This window comes from Mucilaginibacter sp. JRF, from assembly GCF_015223065.1.
Taxonomy (GTDB): domain Bacteria; phylum Bacteroidota; class Bacteroidia; order Sphingobacteriales; family Sphingobacteriaceae; genus Mucilaginibacter.
Genome location: NZ_JADFBY010000002.1, coordinates 132,039 through 158,628, shown reverse-complemented (window position 1 = coordinate 158,628; position 26,590 = coordinate 132,039). Strand labels below are relative to the sequence as shown.

Genomic DNA, 26,590 nt, shown 5'->3' with positions numbered 1-26,590 from the left:
TTGCTCATGATTCGTGGAGCGAGAGGAAATACTGAGATACCACTTTTAAATCAGTTTATTTCCTTGGCTTACAAGCATATCCTTTTTGAATTTGTTCTTTAATAACGTCCGCATGTAGTCTTTAGGTTCAGATGATATGTTGTCAGGCGATAAGAATTCAAATAGGCAGAGGAGATCAAAATAGAAGTTTAGCTGCGCATCGGAAACCAATGTGTTTTCAGATGGCTTAATACTGGTTTCATTAGTAAGATATGGATATAGATACAAGCAAAATTCAATTAATTGTTCATTGTAACGTTTTTTGGGAGATTCAAGATTAGTGTTTGCCTCTCTGCGCAATTTCGTTAAACTCAATTTTAAGTCGTTGCCATCCTGGTCGAAGAAACGATCAATTGTGTTATATTCTATCACTGACAGTGGAACATTGCCGGTCTTTAAAGCCTTAATCAAACTATTACCGATTAACTCAATTAAATTCGCATCTTCGATTTTTGCAGTACTGGTCTGCGTTTTCAAGATCAAACCATTTCTTCTACTTATATCACTTTCTTTAAAAGCTAATAAGTATTGTGCTAACTCGCGAGTACGCTTAGCATAACTATATGCCCAATCATATTCGTAGAGTACCGAATCAATAATATTAATTTTATTAAATACTAAATATAGTAGATTATTTAGGTGGGCAAACAAGTCGTACTTGTTTACAATGGTTTCAAAACCCTGTCTGATAGCGCTTGCTTGTTCATTAGTTGTGCACATCATTAATTCAACTATTAAACCACCGCTATACTTCTCTTGCATTATATCCGGCTCCGTTGACAGTCTATAATATTTCGATAACAGATGATAATCGGGTTTAACTAAGAAGTTGGTCATAGCGCAAAACTAATAATATGATGTAGCAGGACAATATATCCTGCTACTTTAGAAGCTTAAGACTGTTGCGATTTTATCATGTGCTCTAACATGATATTAGCGTGATCAGTTTGATGTAACTTAATGTACTTGAAAAAAGCTTGTTCTGTACGATGGCCTGTAATTGCCATTATAGTTTTTGAGGGCACTCCTTCCAAATACTTGTTAGTAGCAAATGACCTACGCGCAGTATGAGTTGATACCATGGACCATTTCGGTACATCCTGCTCCAATCGAATCCCACCTTTGGTATAGGATATTGTTACTTCAGCATGCATTGAATCAACCAACTTTAGTAGTTCCTTAAGATACTTATTGGTTTTTTGATTACTTATCAGCCTGGGTAATTGATTCAAATACTTGGAAAAGATTTGTTTAACCCTATTGTCAATGGGAATTGCGGTTAATTGCTTAGTCTTGGTTTGACGAATTTGTATTATACTATTAAACATTCGTTGTGGTACAATTTGATAGTAGTCTGAATAACGTACACCAGTCCAGCAGCCAAGTAAGAAATAATCACGTACTATAGCTAAACTAGGCTTAGCTGATAAATCAATGAGTTGAAGCTCATGCAATTCATATTCTGTAAGAAAAACATTATCTGTATCCTCTCGAAAACCTGCAAAGCCCTTTTTTAAAAAACTTTGATTACTGTGTATGCTTAGTTCAAACGCGTCAGCCATGACAGCTTTTAGAAGCTGAATGTACTTACCAACACTATTGTTAGCAAATTGCAAAGTTTTCATGAGATACGTCTTGTACGATTCATAAAACCGTAAATCAAGGTCGTCAAATACTAATTGTAGATTGTTTAGCTGTTGATAGGCTTTAAAATGTTTGAATGCTGTTCGATAGGTTTTTAATGTGTTCTCGGTTATTGGTTTACTACTTTTCAGTTGTACTCTCGTACCATCGGTGCATCTTTTAATAAAGTCTGAGAAGAAATCATTGACTAGCAATACTTCCTCTTTTACTTCCTCTACTGGCTTAATTCTTTTGAAATGTAAATCCAATAGATATTTATAATGGTCCTTAGTAGGAGGTTCGTGGTTATTGTCATTAAAGTAGCGCCGGTAAACGTCCTGGATATCGTTTTTTATAGCATTGATTCGAGCATTTAACTCTGCAACTGAACCATTATCAAGCCCTTTTAAGGCTTTGGCCTTTTCCTTTGACCTATCCCATTGATTTGGGTGTACCTTCTCGTTAAGGTAATATTTAAACGATACCGGGTGATAATAGATTTTTGCAAAAATAGGACTTGGAGCATTTGAATTTGGGGATTTCAAATATATATTGACTTCCATAATAATCGTAAAACGTTGATTGATTGATCAATTCCATACCATTCTCGGGGGACAGTACGGGGGACAGTTCAACCGCTATTTTGAGGTGTTTTACAGACTTTTTGCTAATTGATCTTGCGGTTATGATTTTAACAACCCTTTGTAATGCACTGATAATCAACGAGCGAAGTTGATAGAGGCGTAGCACTGAAAATCCTTGTGTCGCTGGTTCGATTCCAGCTGGCACCACACCGAAAGCCTCTTAGAGAAATCTGAGAGGCTTTTTTGTTATATAATAATCGGCTTTACACTCTATTTCGCAAATACACTGAATCTATGATATATGTTTTTGAGATCTTAACAAGCGTACTGTCTTTATCCATAACTCTAAGTCCACTCACAAAACAACTATCGCATGGAGGATAGTCGAACATCGTAGCATAAAGAAAATGGTATTCTCTTAGATACCGAAACATATCTTTTGTTTTCTTAAACTGCATCTTAGTACTCGCACTATCAATTTTTTTTATATTAGCTAAGGCCATCTCCTTAAATACTTTTATCCCTACTTCATCATATTTAAAAAGGGTGTCGTGCCCAATATTAATAAATGTAACAGAATCAAATTTACCTTTATTCGATTCGTATGTTATTATTCGAGTATAAGGTAAACCGGGTGCATCCTTAATATCCTCAATGCTCCGATTTATTTCCGCAATAAATGGATCTATTTCAGGTGAATCATTCGATTCATCAATCGTCACAATACTGCCTAATGCTAACATCAAATTCATAATCAACACTGTTAACAATAAAGCAAATATTGTCTTCTTGGCATTTGTTCTTGTAATAATCCAATATCCAAATAATGCAACCAGTAAATAAAAATTAGTGAAGCAATTTGCTATAAAACGAAAGGTATAGTCTTCATTAGTGATAAATAAGTCATTGAAAAAATAAGTAAAAAAGATACCATACAATGCAGTGATAAACACATATGACAAAACATCGAGATAACCTTGTCGGGTGGATTTGATAATTTTTCCAACGATGTATATAATTGATGCCATTAACACGGTAAAACCAAAAGTGGTGACTAACAACTTTACAATTCCGAGATATGGTGTTGGTCGCAATACAAATAAAAAAACGCCTACAATTATGCAATACAAAAGTATCTGTGTTATACGATTTGTTGCATTTTGACTGTAGTGAAAGTCAAAAAACTTACGCGACGAATGGAAGACTACCATCAAGATACTAATCCAACTAATTACTTGGCTTAATTTTATACGGTTTAAAAAAGTATTTAGAAATTTAATTTGTGTCATTTATTTGTTTCACTTATCGTGTTAATCAGAATAATAATAGTTCTTCAAATCATCTACAATTTATAAAGTTTGTTAAATAGTGTTATAGCTTTTTTAATATCCGGCTTCGATTTATCATTAATCCCACTTGTGGCCATCAATAAATGCTCCCCCCTCCAAAGCAACACCCTTTTTACAAAACCCTATCTCTGCATACACTATCTTTAGGGCAATTAACTATGCCTCACATGATAAAACGTATTACCACATTTGCATTTTCTGTGCTGCTATCGGCAGCAACTATGGCTCAAACTACCGCACCGGCGCAAAACGAAAAAGCGCCGCAGCGCATGCGTAACCAGCCACGAACGTTTACCTTAACGGTTGTTGATGCCGCCAAAACCAAAATTGATACCGCCAAGCTTGGCGCGGCTTTCAGGAGTGTGTACCCGCCGTTCGCTGTGGCTGATGGGTACCGCACCAAACGCGAGGTAACCATGCGCATTATTGATACCGCTAAAACTTTCACCATGAAAGCTGTACCCGGCGAAATTGTGGCGAACGGTAAATGGCTTAAAAACAAAAAGAACCTGGCCGCTTTTCAGCAATTGCTGAATGATGCCCTGCATAAAAACTGGACATCGGTTGATACCATTAAAAAAGATGGCTACTCGCTGGTGTTCATCAACAAAAACTCAAACTTCGATGCCACCATCCAAAAGAACCTGATAGAAACCTATTTTGAGGTTTACCCCAAACTGGTGAGCATGTTTAACGATAAGGCCACGCACGATGTGGTTTTTGTGACCGATACGGCCTACAACGGCGTGGCCGAAGCATCAGGCAACCGCATTTTGTTTGCTACTAAGTACATGAACAAGTTTCCGTTTGATGTTGACGTGGTAACGCACGAGGGCATGCATTTGGTGCAGGGCTACGGCTACAGCTACGGTCGCGATTTGGTGTGGTTAACTGAGGGCATTGCCGATTTTGTACGCTATAAATATGGCGTTGACAATGTAGGGTCGAAATGGTTTCTGCCATCGTTCAAGGCTAAGGACAAAGGTTACCGCGACAGCTACCGTACCACGGCGCGCTTTTTTGAGTGGATAGACCAAAAGGTTAAACCGGGTATTATTATGCAGATTGACAAAGAGCTGAGAAACGGCACCTTTAAGGATAGCACCTGGAAAGATCTGTCGGGCAAAACGCTTGATGAACTTTGGGCAGCCTACTCTGCCGATCCGGTTCTGCATTTAATTTACAGCAGCAAAAACGTATAACAAAAACCTATTGAGTTAGCGGCCCGGGCCGCTAACTCAATATCCTGATACTTCCCCCTCCTGTCATCTCTCCCCTCAATAGATCGGTACGCAAAACGATACATAGGTTATTATTTTTTTTTACTAACTATGTATATGACATTGCCAACCACTGTAGATGAGGTACTTATCAGCTTAGATAGCATTATTAACGATTGCCGAAACCGCGATAGCCGTGCGGGTTACTTTGCCGTGCTGTACCGGCAAATGACACTGGCCGTAAAAATAGGCATGATCAATGGCGCATTTGAGGATGCCCGCAGAATGGAGCGGCTGGATGTGATCTTCGCTAACCGCTACATCAGCGCGTGGCATGCTTATAATAGCAAGCAACCTTGCAGCAACTCGTGGTGCGCGGCGTTCGATGCCTGTAATACAACCAACCTGATAGTTTTACAGCACCTCATATTAGGCATAAACACCCACATTAACCTCGATCTGGGTATTGCCGCTGCCGAGTGTTGCCCCGGTGATAGCATCGGTGAGCTCGAAAATGATTTTAATAAGATAAATGATGTAATAGCCGAGCTGAGCAACAACATACAGGAAAAGCTGAGCCAGATATGGTTCCCCTTGCGCTTGCTCACCAAAATAAGCAATAACCGCGAGGATGCCATACTCAACTTCAGCATCGGCATAGCACGTAAGGCGGCATGGACAAATGCCTTGTTGTTAGCCTATCAGTCATCCCCCGATAAAGAGCAGCATATTAAGCTGATGGATGATAAGGTATTGCTGCTGGCCAATAGAATAGTCAGTCCCGGCTTTTGGGTGAGCTTTATATTGAAGCCCGTGCTGTGGATGGAAAGCAAGAGCGTAAAAAACATTATTGATATCCTACGAAAAGAAGACACCAAAGCAGCCCGAATATTGGAGTGATCTGTGGGTATTATTTATGCCTCTTTTCTCGCAGAATCATTTAATCTGTAAATAAAAGCGAATATGAGTGCTATATGTCACGAAAAATAGAAAATCATCTGAAGATATCGAAATCACTTAGCCTGTCACACATACGAATATGCCTTTCAAGGAGCTCCTCATAAGTCAACAGTTTTATATCATTAAAATCAAAATCTTTTTTTAGCTGCTCAATTAAATCTAAATGATCCTCTTTTTCACTTTTCGATCCCATAAACAAAGTATACTCATAGTTATCGTATAATCTATTCAGATATTTGCTGATATATTTAAGATTATTAGAGTTTTCAGATTCCATGTAAGATTGATATCTCTTAACCTGTCCAAAACTCTTTTTCGCTTTGCTAATAAAACGTTCATTACTTCGAATGATTTTCTGCGACCAGCGCTTTACTTCGAAAATTTCTGGTGATCTCAGGGAGTATTCGTGTGGTGTATTTATAAAGTCGGGAATATCTATTTTATTTCCCAATTTATATAAACGGGGTTCGTAAATAGGCTTTGAGTAATTTTCACCTAATAACAACGTATTATTGTTTTTAAGGAAGTCGTGCGTTTCCTTCTCCATATATTTAGATGGATTATAAGTTGCCCGATATATGTGTTTCTCAAACTGCTCGTTTCTTTGGTTTAACAACTGAGCATCGCTATTTGCCCATATATAATTGAGCCGTTTTGATTTTACATTAACAAAATCTTTTGTAAGAACCTTTAATCTATAATATGAAATAAACGCCTTTCGGTCATTGGGGTGATAAGTCAATGTTTTAGGATCTAATCCTATTAAATCTAAATCGTTAGCAAGAGAATATCTCCATTTCTTTATTGCTGATTTAATTGCGGTCCGGAGTTTTAAAGGATTTGTGGGGAAATCACTTACTACCTGATCAAAATCTGCCCTAACAGCACTGGATTGTTTATCATCATCTTCAATTAATAATATAGGTAGGGCTCTTAATTGAAAATTTTTAGATGAATATATATGTTCAGAGTTTCTAAGCCAACTCACAATTTCATTTGCGAAACTTACATTGACTTCCCAATCTGTAATAATAAAATCAATGTGTTTTTGCCCTTCAACTACTCGTTCTAAGAACTCTTTAGCCAAATTAAAATCATTGTATATATGTAGATCCTCCGATTCACAAAATGGCTTAAACCAGGCCATCGCCTCACTTTTATTAATCGCAAATCTTTTAGAGATATAAACAACCTGCATTTCAGCTTCTTTTCGAATCTAAAATAAAAGAAATTCAGGTCATTGGCTTTTACTTTGTGGAACTCATAGTTGGTCTAATAAATACTCAAATCGAGACATTGACATTCTTTCCACTTTCACTACTTGCCGGATCGTTCAGCCTGTAAATAAAAGCGAATATGGCAGCTGTTGCCACCACGCCGAAAAAATGCCATAAAAAGTGCGTGCCGATGCTCACCCACTGCCATTTATCGGCCACCCGAAAAAACAGGGCTACAGCGAATGAGAGCAGCGATGCCGCTACCAGTCCCGCGTTTCGCCATTGCATCCTATTAAGTAATAAGGCCAACGGCAGTACCACCATTACTACCATTACACCATAGTTAAGGCTGATGGCTAATTGAATATCCCGCAAGGGCATAAACATGCGGATGCCGGTTACCACGCCTATAAATATCAGTAAGGCCAGCATGCCATAATACCATTTGCCTAAAAGCTTGTGCCAAAAGTAAACGCTCGCCATAAGGCATAGCAAAGCGATGGGCACCCAATCCATGTAAATAAAAATTCGCCACTGGCGCAGGCCGTGGTAAATGGTACCGCCAATACTGGCAATAAGCAACAGATAAGTGGCAACACTCAAAAAGACATGCTCCCTGTTAAACCCCTTTAATTTTATAAGCCAATAAACAGCCGGAATAAAAAACAGTGCCGCCGTTATCATGTTAAGCGGTTCGGGCAGGTAGTGATGCAGATCGGTTTCAGTATAAAGCATACCGCCATCGGCAGGGCGTAGTTGAAACGGCATATACAAGTTTTGGTTGATAACGCTAAGATATGCTTAATGTTTACGACGTCATTATCAGCCAAATGTCAGGAAACACACCGCCTTTTAAACAAAGCACATTTCGCCTTCTCAACAAAGCAAACATTTTGATTTCAGGCATACATTTGTCTTAAATAAAAACATATCATCCTATGGAAAACATAACAAATAATTACAACGGCGCGCTACAGCACCCTGTAGGTTCAGGCTTTGATGCAGCATCAACAGCGGCCGATGTTGTAAAAGGCATTGACCTTAGCGGCAAAACAGCTATCGTAACCGGTGGCTACTCGGGCATTGGTGTTGAAACCGTAAAAGCCTTGGCCAACGCGGGCGCACAGGTATATATACCTGCCCGTACTCCCGAAAAGGCAAAAAAGAATTTAGAAGGTATACCTAATGTAACCCTGGTTGAACTTGACCTGATGGACCCGGCATCTATCGACGCTTTCGCGGATAGCTTTTTGGCAGAGAACAATGCGTTACACCTGCTGATCAACAACGCGGGTATCATGATGGCACCATTACGCCGCGACGCGCGCGGATATGAATCACAGTTCTCAACCAATCACCTGGGGCACTTTCAACTTACGGCGCGTTTGTGGCCTGCCTTAAAAAATGCTGATGGCGCGCGTGTGGTCAACGTATCATCATGGGGGCATCATATAGCGGAGGTAAGTCTGGACGATCCGAATTTTGAAACCAGCGAATATGATCCTTCAATTTCTTATGGTCGCGCTAAATCGGCCAATGTATTGTTTACAGTTGAGCTGGATAAACGCGGACAAGCCAACAATGTACGCGCCTATACCCTGCACCCGGGCGCTATATTTGATACCGACCTGAGCAGGGATGTGCCTAAAGAGGCCCTGGAATCATTCGGGGTTTATGATGAAGATGGCAATGTTAAACACGACCCTTATAATGGTTTTAAAAATGTGGAGCAGGGCGCTTCAACCACCGTATGGTGCGCTACCAGCCCTAAGCTGGATAACATTGGCGGCGTTTATTGCGAAAACACAGAGATAGCCGAAATTGATACCGAATGGAAAGGCTTTGATCCTGAACACTTCGCTATAACCAAAGGGGTAACAGCACAAGCTGTTAACGGCGAAACCGCCCAAAAACTGTGGACACTGAGCGAGCAATTAACCGGCGTTCAATTCAACGCGGATTAATCCTCATTCTTTAAAAAGGGAACGCATTTATTCGTAGCCGGATAAATGCGTTTCTTTGTATAAAACATAGCTATCAATATGTCGATATACTGGAGCTCACCCAACGAGATCATGCTGCCCTGCATACAGGAGAAGTATTTTAAGCAGGAGCTCATCTCCGGCGATCATTCGTTTGGCCGCATCATATCCGGTGAGGTAAACGTGCTTATTGCCGAAAAAACGCATGTGCTTAACGCGGGCGACACCTTTTTTTGTCCGCGTAACCAGTTGTGTACCTTCATCAAAACATCAAAGGATGGCAAGCCTTACAGCTCCATCATGATCAGTCTGCGGGCCGAGCGGTTGAAGGATTTTTATACCCGCCATAACATAGCGCCGGTACCCAAACATCATCACGGCATCAGGCAATATAATAATCACCCTTTGCTGGAGAGTTTCTTCGGCTCCATACTGCCCTATTTTGGTTTGGATGGTGAGATACCGCCGCCTATCGTCAGCGTAAAAATTGAGGAGGCGATAACCATACTACGCACCCTCGACGCGGATATTGACCGCTGCCTGGCCAACTTTTCGATACCCGGTAAAATTGACCTGCCCGATTTTATGGAGAAGAACTTTATGTTTAACATGCCGCTCCAAAAATTCGCTTACTTTACGGGGCGCAGCCTCACCACCTTTAAAACCGATTTTAAAAAGGCATTCAGTATTAGTCCGCAACGCTGGTTAACCCAAAAGCGGCTGGAGCTGGCCCATTACCAGTTAAGCGAACAAAAACGTAAGCCCGTTGATATTTACCTGGAGGCGGGTTTCGAGAATCTTTCTCACTTCTCGTTCGCGTTTAAAAAGCATTTTGGCTACGCGCCAACATTGGTTACGGGCACATCCTGACCTGTAAAAAGATAACAGCCGGGGGCGTTTCTCATTTAGGCTACAAATGTCCCCATTTAGACTACAAGCGGGCAAACATATAAGCCCACCTTTGTTGTATTAAAACTTAAAATATCAATTTATGGAACATTCAAATAAAGTATGGTTCATTACCGGCGCATCACGTGGTTTTGGTCGCGTTTGGGCCGATGCCGCCCTTAAACGTGGCGACAAGGTTGTAGCTACCGCCCGCAAGCTGGATAGCATTGCCGAACTAAAAGATAAATATGGCGACAACGTTTTAACCCTCGAGCTCGACGTTACCAATACCGAGCAGGTTAAAAGCACCATCGCGCAAGCACACGCGCATTTTGGCCGTTTGGATATTGTGCTTAACAATGCCGGCTACTCGCTGGTAGGTACAATTGAAGAAGCAAGCGCCGAGGATGTTAAGGCTATGTATGATACCAATATATTCGGCCCGCTGGCGGTGATACAAGCGGCATTGCCTTTACTGCGCGAGCAAGGTTACGGCCACATAATGGGTACATCAAGCAACCTGGGGCATGTTACCCTGCCGGTTATTGGTTACTACGCTTCATCAAAATGGGCGTTTGAGGCCATACACGAAAGTTTGGCCGAGGAGGTGAAAGCCTTTAACATTAAGGTTACCATTATTGAGCCGGGCGCTTACGCTACCGAATTTGGCAGCCAAGATTCGCTGAAATTTGCCGCCGGTATGGATATTTATACCGACTATAAGAACCAGTTTTTTGAAAGCCTGAAAAACATGGAACGCGGCGACCCGAACGCTACCCCTGATGCCTTGTTTAAGGTGGTTGACTCAGAAAACCCGCCGCTGCGCTTTAACCTGGGCGCCAATAACCTGGCATGGACAGAGGGCGCTTACAACCAACGCCTGGCCTCGTGGCGCGAATGGCAGGATGTAGCCGTATCGGCACAAGGGCAGCCTAAGTAAAACCCACACCGTACTTGATTAAACACAAATGATAACCGATATTTAAACATAATATCGGTTATCATTTTATTGGTTTTTGATGATGAAGAAAGAAGATAACATTCCGCATAAATTTGAATCGCTGGCTGATGCTTACCGGGCCTTTGGCCTGGCCAAACCAAAGCACCCGCTTATTGGGGTATTGAACGGTCCTGACGATATTTCGCCCATGCTGGTACCGCACCAAAACCATGTGCTCAGCTTCTACAAAATATCGTACAAGCCCAAGCTGGGCGGCAAGCTTAAGTATGGCCAAAGCTATTACGATTTTGATGAGGGTGGCCTGCTGTTCGCTTCGCCGGGGCAAATTATAGGGGCTAATAATAACGATGCCAGTGTGTGCTCGGCGTTTACACTGCTTATTCACCCCGATTTCTTTTTGGGTTACCCGCTGGCCAAAACCATTAAACAGTACGGCTTTTTCTCGTACTCGGCCAACGAAACGCTGCATTTGTCGGAAGAAGAAAAGGCAACCATTATGTCCATATTCATGATGATCGATACCGAGCTGAGCAGCCGGATAGATGATTTTAGTCAGGACGTGGTGATTGCCCAGATAGAGTTGCTGCTTAACTATGCCAACCGCTTTTACAAGCGCCAGTTCATTACCCGCAAACCGTTGAACAATGACTTGCTGCAAAAGCTGGAAGACCTGCTGAACAACCACTTTGACAATGAGAACGCGCTAAGCCGGGGCATACCCACCGTGGCCTACCTTGCCGAACAACTCAACCTAACACCAAGTTATTTAAGCGATATGCTGCGCTCCCTTACCGGACAAAACGCCCAACAACATATACACGATAAGCTGATAGAAAAGGCCAAGGAAAAACTATCAACCACCAACCTATCGGTAAGTGAAGTAGCCTACGCGCTGGGGTTTGAGCATTCGCAATCGTTCAGTAAGCTGTTTAAAACAAAAACCAATCTGTCGCCGCTGGAGTTTAGGCGGGCGTTTAATTGAAAGGGGTAGATTGACTTATTCATTTGGGGCTTACTTTTCAGATGCTATTTTAGTAGTTTGCTCAACAGCGACTGCATGATCAATAATATCTATTTGAATTCCATATTTTAGATAATCATAAAAACAAACCATTTTTCTAATGTCTGTATTCTTCTTGTTGTCTTCATTATAATTATCTTTTAAGAATTCAAGTAATTCGTCCAAATCTATATTTTCCTTTTTTAGAAATGGAATATAGTAAAGAGCGTGTTTATTGCCATACTTGGTAACTAAATCAGCTATTCCTGTGCAATTGTCCTTTATTTCTGTATGCTTTCTAAGATAAGTGATACTTTTAGGATAGTATATTTTAACAGTGTTCTCTTTAACTGCTTTAACAACCTTCACACCATAATTCCCAGTTTCGAACAATTGACCGTTATCGTCAAGTTCACCACTTTGTCTTAGATATTTATATAGCGGTAAATAAGTATTTCCTTTAAATAACTTTGGCAATACATCTTTTATAACAATTTCCGCATCCCATCCTTTGTTATCATGGATGATGTCTTCAAAAATATTGTCGTTGGATATACCAATATATCCCTGCTCGGAATATAAATTTGCAACACCCACACCTATTACAAACTGAACATCATCATCGTCTTTAATATTGTCCAAATCCCCGACCAGCATAGTTTTAACTGGATTATTTGTTTTGATTAGCTCGTAAACAGCATTACGGCATTTCCGTAGCACCTTAATTGGCAATCTTTGTTTAAGACTTGCTAACACCTTATACAGTGGTAGAAATGAATTAAGCTTAATATGTTTGATTGGCAGGGGCATACGCTCAATAACTATATTCCCGTCGAGCATTTGCATATCTTCAACGTCAGGTGACCATTCTACAAATATTAAACGGTCACGTAACTTTTCGATATTACTGTTATCGACACATTCTACAATCGAGTTGAGAATACTTATAATATTCGAATCAGATAATGAGTAACCTAAGAATATTATAGGATGTTCGGCAAATATGGTAAATAATTTTGCTGCAAGAAATTGGTTTTTTTTATGAAAGGAAACATAATCTTCAGTAGTGACTACTATGCTTTCAGGTTGACCAACTGTCCCATGAATTTTATATATCTCACCAATTGCAGTATTATCAGAAAACAACAATTGATTTTGACCGATAAAAACTTCAAAATCTTCAAGCAAACTGTTCGTAAACTCGTCCCAATTAGTTGTTATCACACCATCTATAACTGCTGAGCGCAGCAAATCGATTTCTTCATTGTAATCATTATTGAGAACAGCCATTTCGCTTACAAACTGTGCTAATTCAATTTTGAAAGGCTGTTGTACACTTAATTGCGCTTGTCGACTAAATTTCTCCCTGTTGGCTGCAAATGTTTCTGACGTCCACCAAATCTTATGAAAATGTTCCGCTAAGATACTTGCGAGTTTTGGCAAGTCACCCTCAACTTGAGATGCATAAAAGCCAAATTCATATGGAAGCTCTAATCGTCTTGAAAATGCGGACAATAAATCATACCAAGTAGGCAAATTTAAATACCTGCGAGACAAACCAGATCCAATAAAAAGGTAAGGGCTTGTGTTAAAAAGGTCTAAGTGAGATTTAAACTTTGCACTAAAATGAACAATGCTCATTATCTTCTAAAGTTGATTAGTTTAAACATACATATTTTTAAAACCTTAAACAACGCCCTCTTTAATATGTATACCATATTCTAATTCAATGCTGTCCGAAATTCCAAATCTCACCCCTCCTTCCTATCTTCGGATAATGAAGCCTATGTTAAAACATCTGATAATTGCCGTGTTGCTTATAGCTGACCTGTCCTGCTTTGCGCAGGATGCCCGCACGTTGATAAAAGAAGGCAGCGAACTGGCCGATAAAAAACAATACACTAACGCCATCGAAAAATACAAGGCGGCCCTAACCCTGGAGCCCAACAACAGCACCGCCAACTACCAAATGGCCTTTAGCCTGAATGCGGCCGGTAAGGCTAAGGAGGCTATACCATACGCGCAAAAAGTAACCACATCAGATGCTTCGGCGGCGGTAATATCATCGGCTTACAGCCTGATGGGTAACATTTACGACAAAAGTGCGCAGCCCAAACCGGCGATCGATAATTACCTGCAAGCCATAAAAACCGATTCGGCAAATTATAAGCTGCATTATAATTTAGCACTGGTTTATTTCCGCGCCCGGCAATATGCTCAGGCGGAAAAAAGCGCACTTAAGGTATTAGCCCATGAACCCAAACACACAGGCAGTATACGTTTATATGCCCTGGTAACCTTTCACCAAAACAAACGGGCACCGGCGTTATTGGCGCTCTGTTATTTCTTATCACTCGATCCCGATGGCGCCAGCAGTGCCGAGGCTTACGGCAACCTGCAAAGCATCCTTAAAGGCGGTTCGCTTAAAATTGCCCCCGGCGAAAAACCACCCGTTATTGACGCCCAAACCCGTGAGCTTAACCAGGCGATAGTTACCGCGGTAAGCACTGTTGATAAAGGCAAACAAGCCCCGGCAGCACTCTTGAGCAAACAACTAAGCGCGGTATTTACAAACATAGGCGGCATTACTCAAAAACGATCAACCGACGCGCCGTTCTTTAACCATCTGGCCACACACTATGCGCAGCTGGCACAAAGCAACCGCATGCCCGCCTTTGCCAATTATATAAGCCAAAGTGTTGATAAGGCGGCCGCCGCGTGGGTAAAAGCACATAGTGCCGAGATGAGCGGGGAGTGGTAAATGCGCTTATTCTATTTAAAATACCCGCTCGGCTGTTTTGAGGACATTAATATTTGGCATTAAGCCATTTAATTAATTTTATATAGATGCAAAGCTGAATTTATATTCAACACAGCATTTGTTTAATATATTATACATCATACATTCGTCCAATCAACTAAAACTCACCGGTGTTATAACATTACGGGTGTTACAAAATTGCCATTTTCATAATTTGCAATAAATTATTTCGTAAAACACTGATTTACCCGCCTCATTTTTCAGAAGTTAAGATAATATCAAAAGAAAATTAAATTTTTTGATAAATCGCTTTACCTTTTGTAAAAACAATTATTTATATTTACCGATAACGACGATTAAAACATGGAAAGTGCTGGTTGTTAGATAAAACGTTTTAATTATATCGTTACTAAAATTCTAACTTTTATCATTTAATTAATTTAAACCGGCATGCCTATGGCAAAACACTTGACCTATCTACCCCTACCGACGCTGACAGTAACACGACTGAGTAAACCTCAGTTATCTATATAGTTACTGCGTCGATAGCAAAAATTTTAATGATGTAATTATTGGTACCGAAGGCCTTAAAGCCTTTGTATCAAAGCATAATAATAACGTGCCTTTTTAGGCGCGCTGGTAACTTTTTGTGCCTTTTTTACGGGGCATATTTCTTCTAAACAATTAACTATTAAACTTTTAACAAATTAACTTATGAATCTAATGAAGTTAACCAGCCGGGCATTTACCATGCTATGCCTGTCGTTGGTGATCTGCTCGGGATGTAAGAAGGATGAGGCCAGGCATTATGACCTGTTGCCACCTGATCCGGAAGACGTAACCAGCACGGCTACCATAACGGTGAATTACGATAACTCGGGCGGGCCTACCGCTAATGAAGGATCGCCAAAGGTTATTGACGGGGATCTTGACTCTAAATTCCTGAATAACTACAACGCTGCAATGTATATGCAGTTAGGTTTTAACAAGGCGCAATGTGTTACTACTTACACATTAACATCAGCCAATGACGCGCCTACCCGTGATCCAAAAAACTGGACCATAACAGCATCAAACGACGGCGAGAACTGGGTAACACTTGATACACAGACCGACCAAGCCTTTGCTGCCCGCAGAGAAACAAAAACATACGAGTTTGAAAACGGCACAGCTTATACCTATTACCGCATGAATGTTACCGCCAATGGTGGTTCAACACTATTTCAGCTGGCCGAGTGGCGTGTGATCGCAATCCCCTTATTAGATCAATAATTATCACTATTAAACTAAAAAAGAAATTATGTCCCTAAATCGACTCTATAATATTCTGAGTGCCGGATTGAAAGATGGTAAGCGCATAGCATTCATAATGGTATGTATGCTTATGGCCTTTAAAGCAAGCGCGCAAGAGCAAATACTACAGGTTTCAGGTACCGTTAAGGATGAATTTAACGTAACCCTTCCCGGTGTAACCGTTACCAACATGAACAGCAATAAAGCCGCCATGACTGATGTTAACGGTAAATTCAGCATCCAGGCTAAACGTGGCGATTCAATCTCGGTAACCTACGTAGGTTTTAAACCATATACTACAGCCGTAAAAGATGTTATTAATATCACTGTTACCTTGCAAGCCGCATCAAACAGCTTAAATGAGGTTGCGATCGTAGGTTTCGGTCAGCAAAAAAAATCGAGCCTTGTAGGCGCGCAATCAAGCGTCAACCTGGAGGATATTAAACAACCCGTAGCAAACCTGAGTGCTACATTAGCAGGCCGCATAAGCGGTTTGGTTGGTGTACAACGATCAGGCTTACCCGGCCAAAACAGTGCCGACCTTTGGATACGCGGTATATCTACCTTCAATGCTAACAACTCAGCAGCGCCACTTATTGTGCTTGATGGAGTACAGGGTCGTGATCTTGACAACATTGACCCGGAGGATATATCATCATTCACCATATTAAAGGATGCTGCCGCTACAGCAGTTTACGGTGTGGCCGGTGCAAATGGTGTTATATTGATAAATACCAAAAAAGGTAACACAGGCAAAACCAACCTGATGTTCAACTACAACCAAGGTATTACTCAATTTACCAAACGCCCCGAGCTTACTGATGGTGTTACTTACATGACTTTACGTAATGAGGCTGCTTTGGCGAGCAATCAGTCTAAACAATACAGCAATAATTATATTAACTCAACTATACTGAATGAAGACCCCAACCTATACCCTAACGTGGATTGGATGGACGCTTTATTCAAAAATACCTCACAAAACCGCAGAGCGAATTTTAGCGCCCGTGGTGGTAGCGAAAATTCTACCTATTACATTTCGGCGGCTTACTATGATGAGGAAAGTTTGTTAAGAACCGATGCTTTACAGAGCTACAACGCATCAACTAAATTTAAGCGTTATAACTTTACATCAAACGTTACCACCAACTGGACAAGTACTACTAAGTTCGAGTTGGGTGTTCAGGGTAACATTCAAAACCTGAACTACCCTGGTGTAAGCCCTAATGATGCTTTTTCTAATGTAATGCAAACCAACCCGGTTTTATACCCGATCATGTATCCGGGTAATTTTGTTCCGGGTATTAGTCAAGCAGGTGCGCAGCCAAACCCTTACGCGCAGATCACTCAAACAGGTTACCAAAACATGTTTAGTAACCAGGTATTATCAAATGCCAGGTTAACACAGGATCTGAAATTTTGGGTGCCGGGTTTAACATTTTCAGCCCTATACTCATTTGACGTATTTGGCTCACACACCATAGCACGTACCAGAGAGCGCAGTAGCTACAGCATTAACAGGGCAAATCCTTATAATGCGGACGGCTCTGCAAACCTGACCATTGTTAGGCAAGGACGCGATGAATTAGGCTTTGCAAGAGCTAATGATGCTAACCGCCAGTTTTACACCGAGGCATCATTAAACTATGACCGTACTTTTGGAGAAAAACATCACGTAACCGGTTTGGCTTTATTTAATCAACGCGAAAGAACACAGGCTTTTGCGAATGATCTTACCTCATCATTATCATATCGTAGCCAGGGTTTAGTTGGCCGTGGCTCATACTCTTATGATGATAAGTATTTTTTTGAAGCAAGTTTTGGCTACAATGGTTCAGAAAATTTTGCTCCAAGCAAAAAATTCGGTTTCTTCCCGGCATTTGGTGTAGGCTGGATATTGTCAAAAGAGAAATTCTTTGAGCCTTTGAAAAACACATTCCAATACTTTAAGTTACGTTACTCTGATGGTTCAGTAGGCGATGGTGGTAACGGCGGCAGAAGGTTTGGTTTCTTAACCATAATAAATACCGGTGCTGGTGGCTATACCTTTGGTAATGGCAATGGCAATACAGGCTATGGTGGCACTGCAATATCTGATTATGGCACTGAAGTTCAATGGGCTAAATCACATAAAAGGGATTTAGGAATTGAATTTTACACCTTAAATTCAAATTTGACCGTAACTGTGGATCTTTTCCATGAAAAACGGACAGACGTATCGCTTCCAAAAACCTTCCTGCCTGATTTAATAGGCTTAATTTCTAAACCTACAGGTAACGTTGGTGTTTTAACTAACAAAGGTATTGACGCTACAGTGCAGCTTAACCCTACCAAATTAGGTGAGTTTACATTAGATGTGCGTGGTACCTTTACCTACAATCGTGATAAGGTAATTGAAAATGCCCAGCCTATGCAGCCTTATCCTTATATGGAACGCCGCGGTGTTAACTATCTGTCAACATTTGGTTATGTTGCTGAAGGCCTTTTCCAAAGCCAGGCAGAAATTGATGCTGCACCGAACCAATCAACACTGTTAGGCACTGTTAGACCGGGAGATATCAGGTATAAAGATTTAAATGGGAACGGAGTTATTGACCAATATGACCAAACCCGCATTGGTAATGGTGATGTGCCTACTACCATATTTGGTTTAGGCTTTAACTTACAATATAAACGTTTTTATGTTGGCTTATTCTTCCAAGGCACCAGCGGCGCTCAAAGGCTGTTAGGTGGCGATGGTATAATCCCTTTTAATAACAGTACCGGTGCTGAACGTAGTAACCTTTTTGCTATTGCTGAGGACCGCTGGACACCTGAAAATCCTAACCCGAATGCTTTTTACCCACGTTTAGCGTATGGTAATGCCGCTAACAGAAATAACTCTGTAGCATCAACGTGGTGGGTTAAGGATGTTGATTTTATCCGCCTGAAAACAGCAGATTTTGGTTACAACCTGCCACAAGGCACGCTTAAAAGCATAGGTATGAAAAGCGCGCGTATATATGCGCAAGGTTACAACTTACTATACTGGAGCCCTTTCAAATTATGGGACCCTGAACTCAACACAGGGAATGGTACTGCTTACCCTAATACCCGAACAATTACTTTAGGATTACAGGCTAACTTTTAAGCATACTTAGAAACAAAGAAATATTTTAAGCAATATGAAAAAGATTATATATGCAGGTTTGATTTTGCTGGTAGGCATGAGCTCCTGCAAAAAATATCTGAGCCAGGTGCCGGATGATGTACTTACAGAGGATAAGATATTTAACACAAGAAATAATACAGATAATTTTTTGGCGAATATTTACAACTCTATCCCTAACGAACTACAGCAACGCTTTACCGGTTCTGAAAACTCAGGCCCATGGATCGCAGCATCTGATGAGGCTAAATATACCTGGGATTTTAATTATGCTAACAACATGATATCAGGTACCTGGAGAAGCGATGACGGCAGTGTAGCTGTTTTTTGGGCAAATTACTACCGTGCCATACGTAATGCTACTTACTTTATACAACATATAGAGGATGCGAACCCATTAGAACTTGATCAAACTGTTAAAACACGCTACAAAGCTGAGGCGCGTGCATTAAGAGCCTTATATTACTTTTGGTTACTACGTACCTATGGCCCGGTGCCAATTATTGGTGAAGAGGTACTTGATGTAAACGCTCCTATAGAAACCTTGCGATTGCCGCGTGCGCCATTTGATCAGGGCATTGATTATGTGGTTAGCCAGTTAGATACGGCTTATAAATATCTGCCGGTAAATCCAACATCAAGCCAGTGGGGCAGAATGACCAAAGGCATGTGTAAAGCGTACAAGGTTGAAGCCTTGTTATACAAAGCCAGCCCGTTATACAATGGCAATACGGAGTATGCCGCATTAAGAAACGCTGATGGCACACAGCTTATAAGCCAAACTACCGATGTTACAAAATGGGCAGCAACAGCTACCGCGGCTAAAGAGTTTATAGATGAGTTTGTACCAACCACCTACAGCCTCTACACTGTATCAAACAGCGACCCGTTTACAGCTGCTTATTTGGCATGCCGCAATGTGGTAACTACTGATTGGAACAGCGAGTGGATATTTGCCCGTTCAAACAGCGGCAGTTATTCACAGTATGATCGTACACCTAAACACGTAGGTTCACCAGAAACCAATGGCGGTTTTCAGGGTGCAGGTTCATTGGGTGTAACACAAACCATGGTTGATGCTTATTTTACAGCTAACGGCCGCTCAATTGATGATCCGGCATCAGGCTATGTATCTACCGGTTTTACAAGCTACCAAGCCCCTATGGATGATGTATCAAGAAGCATTTACAGCCAATGGGCAAACCGTGAGCCGCGTTTTTATGTAGGTGTTACTTACAATAACAGCGCATGGCTTAACAGGTTGGGTGACAACGCCGCATTGATCACCAACTTCTTTTACAATGGTAACTCAGGCAGGGTACATAGTATATCAGACGTTTCGCCAACAGGTTACTGCGTACGTAAAAACGTAACTAACGGTGATGGCGCCAGAGGTATGGTATTATTAAGATTAGCCAATATTTACTTAGATTATGTTGAAGCGCTTAACGAGTCTGACCCGGGTAATGCTGATATATTAACGTACCTTAATATGATCCGTCAGCGTGCCGGCGTACCACAATATGGCAGTACAGATCTGCCTGCTCCTGCTGGTCAGGCTGCTATGCGCGAAGCTATCCGCAAAGAGCGCCGTGTAGAGCTTGCTTTCGAGAGCGTTCGCTTCTTTGATACCCGTCGTTGGAAGATAGCCGAAACTACCGATGGTGGTCCGTTCTATGGTATGGATATGAGCAAAAATGATAACACTTTTTATAATAGAGTATTGATTGAAACGCGCTCATTCCGTAGAGATCGTGATTATTTGTTTCCGATACCGAACAGTGAGATGTTAAATAACAATAACTTAGTTCAAAACCCCGGATGGTAAATTAAACAGGCTGCCCGTAATGCTTATGGTTACGGGCAGCTTAATTTTATAGTTAAGCTGTAAGAACAGTTAATTTTTTTTTCAGAACACGGCTATGCGTAGTGGAAAACGTAAACCGTGTTCTGTTTTTTTAAGAACGATTTTCTATCTTGACAACAAACCAATTATAAATTATACATCTGCAAAAAAATGAAGAAAGCATATTTAGCTGCCGTAGTGCTGGGCCTTGCCGCTACAGTGGGTTGCAGCAAAAAAACAACCGTTACACCAAGCAATAACAATAATACCGGAGGCGCAAACATTGAACCTGCCGATGCCCCTGCCCTTACCTGGCAGGAACATTGGTTTGAGCATGCGCAAAACCTAAGCCGTATATCATATGATGATAATGTGGTTATTTACTACGATAAAGATGTTCGCCGTGATATTGTATGGCCTAAAACCTATATGGCACAAGCATGGGTGTACACCAAAAAAACCTATGGTGCATTTGGCGATGATCCGCGTTTATACGCCGTATTTCATTCAGGCAAATACTCTGGTGGCCACCCATCAACCTATATGGATGCCAGCCACGATTACCATAACGTTACCGATTGCGGATCGGGCGACATGAATGCCTGGGTAAGCGGCGCGGGTAACGATATTGATCTGGCCACGCATGAGATAGGCCACATTGTTGAAGGCGCCGCTAAGGGTGTGCATGGCTCGCCGGCATTTGCTATTTGGCATGATAGTAAGTGGATGGAAATATACCAGTACGATGTATACCTCGGCCTTGGCCGTAATGATGATGCCGTACGCTGGCATAACCTGAAACAGCAAACCACGGATGATTTTCCGCGCCAGGGCACACATTGGTACCGCGACTGGTTTTACCCTATTTACAGCGAACATGGTAAAACCAAAACGCTTACAGGCTTTTTCACCCTGCTATCAAAGTACTTCCCTAAACGCACGTACAACAATGGCAAGCAAACCTATCCTGAATACTCTCGCGATCTGAACTACGGTGAATTTATACACTTTTGGAGCGGCGCTGCCGGTGCCGACCTGAAAGAGCTTGCCCTTACCGCCTTTGGCGACAAGGATGAGTGGGGTAATGATTGGCAGGCTCAATTAGACAAAGCCAAAACTGATTTTCCGGATATAAAGTATTAAGCTACCTTATCATGAAAAACAAAAAAACCGCCGGTTAACTCCGGCGGTTTTTTGTTTTAAATAACTATCAATCTAAGGGGCGTTGTTTTAACCTTACGGCGCTTATTCGCCAGAAGGTGCCGTCGCAACAGCCTTTATTTTCAAGGTTACCCACAAAGCCTAATGATACCTGCTGGGCCGAGGTAAGCGTAAAACTTATTTTATGCGTACCGGTCAGGCTTGTTTTGGCATAACCTAAAGAGGATGCTATATTCTCGATATCCGGAATGGTTGTGCCCGCGGCGGCAACGGTATAAAAGTTACCGTTTTGTGTACAATCGGGTATATCCATCTCCAGGGTATAAACACCGGCCGGCAGGTTAACGGTTTGGTATATTTTACCGTTGGTAATGGTGGTCATGTTATCTGTAGACCAGCCGGCCTCCATGGCCAGCTGCGGCCCGCCAAACCAGTAATCAACACCCCCAAATTTCACACCCGGCGATTGGGTAAAGTTTAACACGGTGGCATTAGTTATCCAATCTTTAGGGATGCCCCACCTGTCGCCACGCACGCTGGTTTCAAACGGCACTTTGGTATTGCTGAGGTATTGCGAGGTTACCTCTTTTGATATACCCACCTGTACCGGCGCGGTGTAAAAGGTATCAATACTGGTTGCTTGCGGCAAATACAGCGTACGGTACGTTAATGATACCGCACTCGATGCCAGATCACTAAACACCGTTTTATCTTCATCAATAGGCACCCTGATGGTTTTTTCGCCGGTGGTTGATTGATAGGTTATTTCGGTAGCAATGGGCCCTGCCGAGAGATCGATAGGCAACCATTCTACTTCGGTATTGGCACCTAAAACCGCCGCGCCGCTTACCACACGGTTACTTAAGGAGTTAATGTAACGCGGCCCATACACCTGCCCAACTGCATTAACCGCTACCGAGCTGTTGCCATCGGCATCATAAGTGTATATCGTAAAGTTTTTGATGCCTTCCTCAAGCGGGAATACGCGCTCGAACAATCGCGGATCAGTAGCCATGTTTATGTCATACATTACCGAATCCTTGCCGCTGTTCCAGAGTATCTTCATCCTGGTGATCTTGGGGTCGGCTTTGAGCATAGCGCTGATCTTGATACGCTCGTTGCCCGACAGGAATTTAACCGAATCGGCTTTGCCGGTGTAAATGATCTCGCCGCCCTCCTTATATTTCTTGAACTCATCCCATTTTGAGCAGGAGAAGGTTAGCAGGGAGATACTCACCGCTGCCAGCGCCATTTTTATTTTATGTTGAAGTTGTGGTTTCATAAATTTTCAGTTTTAATAAATTTAAAGCGTTGAACCATAAACCTCTAACTCATTGATGCTTTGCGCCGTGCCGCCCGCCCAATTCTCGAGGCAGCGTATACGTATGTAGCGTACCTTGGGCGCGTTAAGGTCAACCTCCCAGCTAAAGCCCGCCGCCGCGGTAGCCTGATCCTCGGCATTATCATTACCATAGGGCAAGCCCGATGGCTTTTTAACTTCGTAGGTACCCATTAACGTCCAACTGGCATCCAACGCGCCGTTGAGTGACGGACTTGACGAGCCGTATATCTCGAACCTGCGCATGGTTGACAGGTAGTAGAACCTTGTCCCTTCGGGGAAAGGCCGTATCCATATACGGCTTATTTTGGCTGATACACCGGTATCAAACGTAATCATGTGTGGGTCGGGGCCGCCGGTTACCTGGGCGGTAAAGCTTACATATGGCCAGCCTAACAAGCCATCCCAGGCATACTCCAGGCGGGCGCCGTTGGTTACCTGCGGCGCATCGCCCGGCAAAACATAACCCCTGAATTTTGTAGGATCGAGCTTGGCCTCGTAAATAGGCTTAACATTCTGGTACAAGGTATCAGAGCTGTTACCCCATTTATCCTTAACATAAATAGCGAACTCCTGCGTGGTGGTATCCAACCCCCTGATTTTCGATAGTATCTCATCAGTACGGGTGTACACGCTCTTAAAGTTATCTACCTCAAACTGGTTAAAGGCGTTGCGGCGCATTACTATAATGGCCACGTTATCGCGCGTTGGGTTCAACGCGCTCAGGTTATAACCACCAAAGGCATTGAGCACCTCAATGGTTTTAAACACCTTTTTAAACGGCGCCTCCAATGGTCTTATCTTAACAACCACGGGCGATGATAATACCTCGCTGCGGCTTACCGAATACAGGCTTACCTCATGCTCGGCAGTATCGGCAAAGCCCTCAACCGTAAGTGTATCTTTGTAGTACGATGATTTGGTTTCGCCCATTTCACCGTTTGATAGTTTGTAAACCGCCTTTACGTAAAGCAGATTTTTATCATTAGGCAGCTTATAAGTGATCCGGGCCTTACCGGCCAAATTTTCAACACTTACATTGCTTACCACCTGCGGCACCGAACCATCACCGCCCGAGGGGGTTTTAAAATCAAGGTCTTCCTTACAGGCTGCCAGCCACAGGCCCATTACTGCTAAGGCTATATATCTTATTGATCTGATCAATTTCATAACTCAACTATTTAATATTAATACTTACCATCCCGGGTTTTCAACCAGCTTAGGGTTACGCCTTATCTCGTAGTTACCAATAGGCCAGAAATAATCGCGCGGGGCGATGAAGGTTTGGCCGAATACGGTACGCTCAATATTGTAGCTCTCGGTGGTTTTACCCAGTATGCTAAAGCCGGTAATATCCTTATTCAGCTCCTCGGCTGATAGCTTCCAGCGGCGCAGATCCCAAAAGCGTTGACCCTCAAATGCCAGCTCTATCATACGCTCACGCTGAATGATTGACCGCAGGCCATCCTGTGTACCATACTTGCCCGGGTTGCGCGAAAAGTTACTCCACGATTCAACCACCCCACGTAAACCGGCACGCAGCCTCACCCTGTCGAGGTACGATATCGCCATGGGCGATGCCGGTTCAACCTCGTTCAGGGCCTCGGCATACATCAGGTATAGGTCGGCAATACGTATCTCAGGCCATGGGTAGGCTTTCCAGGTCGGGGCGTTGTTACTATTGGTTGTTGATTCCCAATGCACCAGCTTTTTTATAAAATACCCGGTTTCGTTCCAATTGGTAAAGTGCCCAAAGCCGGATATCTGCGCATTCTTCATCTGCACATACATGCCGTTAACATCGCTGCCGGTGGTGGTACCATCCTTCATGTACCAGCGGCCGCCATCAAAACCCAGGTCGGCATAAAAGCGGGGTTCCCTGTCGTAATTAAGGCGCGCGGTGGCAAAGCCGGGTTCAATGTAAAACTGCTCGGTAGTAACAGCAGTACGGGTTTGGGTATAGTTGGTAAAATCAAGCGTTTTATCCTCCTCAATAGGCACTCCGTTCTTACTATAGAACATTTTGGCTATTTTGATAGGCGCCGCCCAAACACCCTGTAGCTGAAACCTATCTACATTACTGCCACGCACCAGCGGTGGCATACATAATGCTTCGTTCACGAAATAGCTGTTTGATAAGCCCCAAACCACCTCGGTGCCCCACCTGTCGGTTATAGCGTTACGAATGTTGAGCTGTGTTTTGGTTTCGGCGCTCAGGTTATAAACATCATTACGATACTCGTACAAGGCATTGCCATTAGCCTCGGCGGCATCAATAGCGGCCTTGGCGGCATCGCGAGCTTTTTCCCATTTGCTTTGATCAATGGTTGCGTTGAACAAAGCGACGCCATCCTTATCGGTAAAGCCGGCAAAATCACTGTTACCATTAAACAGCGGGCTCGCGGCCATCAACAGCAGTTTGGCCTTTACCGCCAAAGCTATCGACTGGGTAACACGGCCCAGCTCCTTATTCTCATCCACAATACGTGGCGGCAGTTTGGCAACAGCGGCATCCAGCAGGTTTGATATGTAGGTAACGCACTCATCAACCGGCATACGTTTGTAGTACAAGTCCTCGGGCGCTGATGATTCGGGCGCGTTAACATCAATAATAGGCACCGGGCCATACATCCGCAGTAAATAATAATGATAGTAGGCCTTCAAAAATTCTACCTCGCCTATCCATCTTTCCCTTTCTGAGCGGCTTAGGTCGGGCACCTTGGTTTCATCCTTTATATTCTCTAAAAAGATGTTGCAATGGCGTATACCCCTAAACATAACCAGGTAGTTGAACCTGCCGTCGCCGCCTTTAAGGTCGCCGCCCCATTCGTTAAACAGTGGCCTGTCCTTATTTTGTTGCCCCTGCGCAATGCGGAACGCCGGGTGCCAGTGTGCCTGGTCGCTTTGCGGTAGCCATATCTCGTCGCCGCTCATCATACCCGCGTTAAACCAACCATCGCCATTTTTAGGCAGGTACGAGTAGCAGGTGAACAGGTATTTTTCGGCCTCGGTACGCAGCTTAAAGGCGTTTTCAATAACGGCCACATTATCGGGCACTATATCCAGATATTTTTTACAGGCCGATAAGCCCGACGCTATGGCAAATAAACCTGCAACAGCTATAAACCGGCTTTTTTTGCCATATATTACCCTGCTGATGCCTTTTGCAAATGCACCGCGGGCGTTGTTAATATTTTTAAGTGTATTCATTGGTTGTTG

At 42.6% G+C, this 26,590-nt stretch carries 20 protein-coding genes; 11 read left to right on the top strand and 9 right to left on the bottom strand.

The annotated features are described in order from the left end of the window. Positions 1-45: 45 nt before the first annotated feature. From IM792_RS06080 to IM792_RS06070, 3 genes are all read right to left on the bottom strand, one after another. Positions 46-876, bottom strand: a complete 831-nt coding sequence (locus tag IM792_RS06080; protein WP_194100948.1) for a hypothetical protein — start codon at positions 874-876, stop codon at positions 46-48. Positions 877-932: 56 nt separating this feature from the next. Next, positions 933-2,225 carry a site-specific integrase gene (locus IM792_RS06075; protein ID WP_194100947.1) on the bottom strand — a complete coding sequence of 431 codons (1,293 nt, stop codon included), beginning with the start codon at positions 2,223-2,225 and terminating at the stop codon, positions 933-935. 284 nt (positions 2,226-2,509) lie between these two features. Further along, positions 2,510-3,274 carry a hypothetical protein gene (locus tag IM792_RS06070; RefSeq protein WP_194100946.1) on the bottom strand — a complete coding sequence of 255 codons (765 nt, stop codon included), beginning with the start codon at positions 3,272-3,274 and terminating at the stop codon, positions 2,510-2,512. 488 nt (positions 3,275-3,762) lie between these two features. On the opposite strand from IM792_RS06070, the gene IM792_RS06065 reads away from it, so the two are divergent. Next, positions 3,763-4,797 (top strand): basic secretory protein-like protein, encoded by a 1,035-nt coding sequence (locus IM792_RS06065; protein ID WP_194100945.1) that lies wholly within the window; start codon positions 3,763-3,765, stop codon positions 4,795-4,797. Between the two features lie 129 nt (positions 4,798-4,926). Continuing rightward, complete coding sequence (locus tag IM792_RS06060) at positions 4,927-5,715, top strand: DUF5995 family protein (RefSeq protein ID WP_194100944.1); 789 nt, start codon at positions 4,927-4,929, stop codon at positions 5,713-5,715. 94 nt (positions 5,716-5,809) lie between these two features. On the opposite strand, the gene IM792_RS06055 is transcribed toward IM792_RS06060, so the two are convergent. Together IM792_RS06055 and IM792_RS06050 are read right to left on the bottom strand one after the other, a co-directional pair. Further along, positions 5,810-6,973, bottom strand: coding sequence for a tRNA amino-acyl synthetase (locus tag IM792_RS06055; RefSeq protein WP_194100943.1), 1,164 nt, complete (start codon positions 6,971-6,973; stop codon positions 5,810-5,812). An 85-nt stretch (positions 6,974-7,058) separates the two neighbouring features. Continuing rightward, positions 7,059-7,760, bottom strand: coding sequence for a hypothetical protein (locus IM792_RS06050; protein ID WP_194100942.1), 702 nt, complete (start codon positions 7,758-7,760; stop codon positions 7,059-7,061). Between the two features lie 170 nt (positions 7,761-7,930). Between IM792_RS06050 and IM792_RS06045 the strand changes: the two genes are divergently transcribed. The 4 genes from IM792_RS06045 to IM792_RS06030 all read left to right on the top strand — a co-directional run bounded on the left by IM792_RS06045 (position 7,931) and on the right by IM792_RS06030 (position 11,805). Beyond that, positions 7,931-8,956, top strand: coding sequence for an SDR family NAD(P)-dependent oxidoreductase (locus IM792_RS06045; RefSeq protein ID WP_194100941.1), 1,026 nt, complete (start codon positions 7,931-7,933; stop codon positions 8,954-8,956). 78 nt (positions 8,957-9,034) lie between these two features. Beyond that, complete coding sequence (locus tag IM792_RS06040) at positions 9,035-9,844, top strand: helix-turn-helix transcriptional regulator (protein WP_194100940.1); 810 nt, start codon at positions 9,035-9,037, stop codon at positions 9,842-9,844. A gap of 121 nt (positions 9,845-9,965) precedes the next feature. Continuing rightward, positions 9,966-10,802, top strand: a complete 837-nt coding sequence (locus IM792_RS06035) for an SDR family NAD(P)-dependent oxidoreductase (protein WP_194100939.1) — start codon at positions 9,966-9,968, stop codon at positions 10,800-10,802. An 82-nt stretch (positions 10,803-10,884) separates the two neighbouring features. Then, on the top strand, positions 10,885-11,805 hold the full coding sequence (locus tag IM792_RS06030; protein ID WP_194101421.1) for a helix-turn-helix transcriptional regulator: 921 nt from the start codon (positions 10,885-10,887) through the stop codon (positions 11,803-11,805). 30 nt (positions 11,806-11,835) lie between these two features. Here the strand turns inward: IM792_RS06030 and IM792_RS06025 are convergent, their stop codons facing one another. Further along, on the bottom strand, positions 11,836-13,464 hold the full coding sequence (locus IM792_RS06025; protein ID WP_194100938.1) for an SIR2 family protein: 1,629 nt from the start codon (positions 13,462-13,464) through the stop codon (positions 11,836-11,838). 145 nt (positions 13,465-13,609) lie between these two features. On the opposite strand from IM792_RS06025, the gene IM792_RS06020 reads away from it, so the two are divergent. From IM792_RS06020 to IM792_RS06000, 5 genes are all read left to right on the top strand, one after another. Next, complete coding sequence (locus IM792_RS06020) at positions 13,610-14,584, top strand: tetratricopeptide repeat protein (RefSeq protein ID WP_194100937.1); 975 nt, start codon at positions 13,610-13,612, stop codon at positions 14,582-14,584. A gap of 714 nt (positions 14,585-15,298) precedes the next feature. After that, positions 15,299-15,856 carry a discoidin domain-containing protein gene (locus IM792_RS06015; protein WP_194100936.1) on the top strand — a complete coding sequence of 186 codons (558 nt, stop codon included), beginning with the start codon at positions 15,299-15,301 and terminating at the stop codon, positions 15,854-15,856. 28 nt (positions 15,857-15,884) lie between these two features. Continuing rightward, positions 15,885-19,007, top strand: coding sequence for a TonB-dependent receptor (locus IM792_RS06010; RefSeq protein ID WP_228084965.1), 3,123 nt, complete (start codon positions 15,885-15,887; stop codon positions 19,005-19,007). 34 nt (positions 19,008-19,041) lie between these two features. Then, positions 19,042-20,853, top strand: a complete 1,812-nt coding sequence (locus IM792_RS06005) for a RagB/SusD family nutrient uptake outer membrane protein (protein WP_194100935.1) — start codon at positions 19,042-19,044, stop codon at positions 20,851-20,853. A gap of 189 nt (positions 20,854-21,042) precedes the next feature. Beyond that, entirely contained in the window at positions 21,043-22,014 is a 972-nt protein-coding gene (locus IM792_RS06000; protein WP_194100934.1) for a hypothetical protein, read from the top strand. A gap of 67 nt (positions 22,015-22,081) precedes the next feature. Here IM792_RS06000 and IM792_RS05995 read toward each other — a convergent pair whose 3' ends face one another. Genes IM792_RS05995 through IM792_RS05985 form a run of 3 tightly spaced genes read right to left on the bottom strand, consistent with a single transcriptional unit; the run spans position 22,082 to position 26,581 of the window. After that, a complete protein-coding gene (locus tag IM792_RS05995; RefSeq protein ID WP_194100933.1) occupies positions 22,082-23,314 on the bottom strand; it encodes a DUF4998 domain-containing protein in 1,233 nt (410 codons plus the stop codon). A 21-nt stretch (positions 23,315-23,335) separates the two neighbouring features. Then, positions 23,336-24,541: a DUF4959 domain-containing protein gene (locus tag IM792_RS05990; RefSeq protein WP_194100932.1), complete on the bottom strand. Its 1,206-nt coding sequence runs from the start codon at positions 24,539-24,541 to the stop codon at positions 23,336-23,338. Positions 24,542-24,565: 24 nt separating this feature from the next. After that, positions 24,566-26,581: a RagB/SusD family nutrient uptake outer membrane protein gene (locus IM792_RS05985; protein ID WP_194100931.1), complete on the bottom strand. Its 2,016-nt coding sequence runs from the start codon at positions 26,579-26,581 to the stop codon at positions 24,566-24,568. Between the last annotated feature and the right edge of the window lie 9 nt (positions 26,582-26,590).

Excerpts from the sequence above, each read along its gene's own strand:
- IM792_RS06035 (WP_194100939.1), top strand. The coding sequence starts at position 9,966 with ATGGAACATTCAAATAAAGTATGGTTCATTACCGGCGCATCACGTGGT.
- IM792_RS06045 (WP_194100941.1), top strand. The coding sequence starts at position 7,931 with ATGGAAAACATAACAAATAATTACAACGGCGCGCTACAGCACCCTGTA.
- IM792_RS06080 (WP_194100948.1), bottom strand. The coding sequence starts at position 876 with ATGACCAACTTCTTAGTTAAACCCGATTATCATCTGTTATCGAAATAT.
- IM792_RS05995 (WP_194100933.1), bottom strand. The coding sequence starts at position 23,314 with ATGAAACCACAACTTCAACATAAAATAAAAATGGCGCTGGCAGCGGTG.
- IM792_RS05990 (WP_194100932.1), bottom strand. The coding sequence starts at position 24,541 with ATGAAATTGATCAGATCAATAAGATATATAGCCTTAGCAGTAATGGGC.
- IM792_RS06070 (WP_194100946.1), bottom strand. The coding sequence starts at position 3,274 with ATGGCATCAATTATATACATCGTTGGAAAAATTATCAAATCCACCCGA.
- IM792_RS05985 (WP_194100931.1), bottom strand. The coding sequence starts at position 26,581 with ATGAATACACTTAAAAATATTAACAACGCCCGCGGTGCATTTGCAAAA.
- IM792_RS06015 (WP_194100936.1), top strand. The coding sequence starts at position 15,299 with ATGAATCTAATGAAGTTAACCAGCCGGGCATTTACCATGCTATGCCTG.
- IM792_RS06005 (WP_194100935.1), top strand. The coding sequence starts at position 19,042 with ATGAAAAAGATTATATATGCAGGTTTGATTTTGCTGGTAGGCATGAGC.
- IM792_RS06060 (WP_194100944.1), top strand. The coding sequence starts at position 4,927 with ATGTATATGACATTGCCAACCACTGTAGATGAGGTACTTATCAGCTTA.
- IM792_RS06075 (WP_194100947.1), bottom strand. The coding sequence starts at position 2,225 with ATGGAAGTCAATATATATTTGAAATCCCCAAATTCAAATGCTCCAAGT.
- IM792_RS06040 (WP_194100940.1), top strand. The coding sequence starts at position 9,035 with ATGTCGATATACTGGAGCTCACCCAACGAGATCATGCTGCCCTGCATA.
- IM792_RS06065 (WP_194100945.1), top strand. The coding sequence starts at position 3,763 with ATGATAAAACGTATTACCACATTTGCATTTTCTGTGCTGCTATCGGCA.
- IM792_RS06020 (WP_194100937.1), top strand. The coding sequence starts at position 13,610 with ATGTTAAAACATCTGATAATTGCCGTGTTGCTTATAGCTGACCTGTCC.
- IM792_RS06010 (WP_228084965.1), top strand. The coding sequence starts at position 15,885 with ATGTCCCTAAATCGACTCTATAATATTCTGAGTGCCGGATTGAAAGAT.
- IM792_RS06000 (WP_194100934.1), top strand. The coding sequence starts at position 21,043 with ATGAAGAAAGCATATTTAGCTGCCGTAGTGCTGGGCCTTGCCGCTACA.
- IM792_RS06050 (WP_194100942.1), bottom strand. The coding sequence starts at position 7,760 with ATGCCGTTTCAACTACGCCCTGCCGATGGCGGTATGCTTTATACTGAA.
- IM792_RS06055 (WP_194100943.1), bottom strand. The coding sequence starts at position 6,973 with ATGCAGGTTGTTTATATCTCTAAAAGATTTGCGATTAATAAAAGTGAG.
- IM792_RS06030 (WP_194101421.1), top strand. The coding sequence starts at position 10,885 with ATGAAGAAAGAAGATAACATTCCGCATAAATTTGAATCGCTGGCTGAT.
- IM792_RS06025 (WP_194100938.1), bottom strand. The coding sequence starts at position 13,464 with ATGAGCATTGTTCATTTTAGTGCAAAGTTTAAATCTCACTTAGACCTT.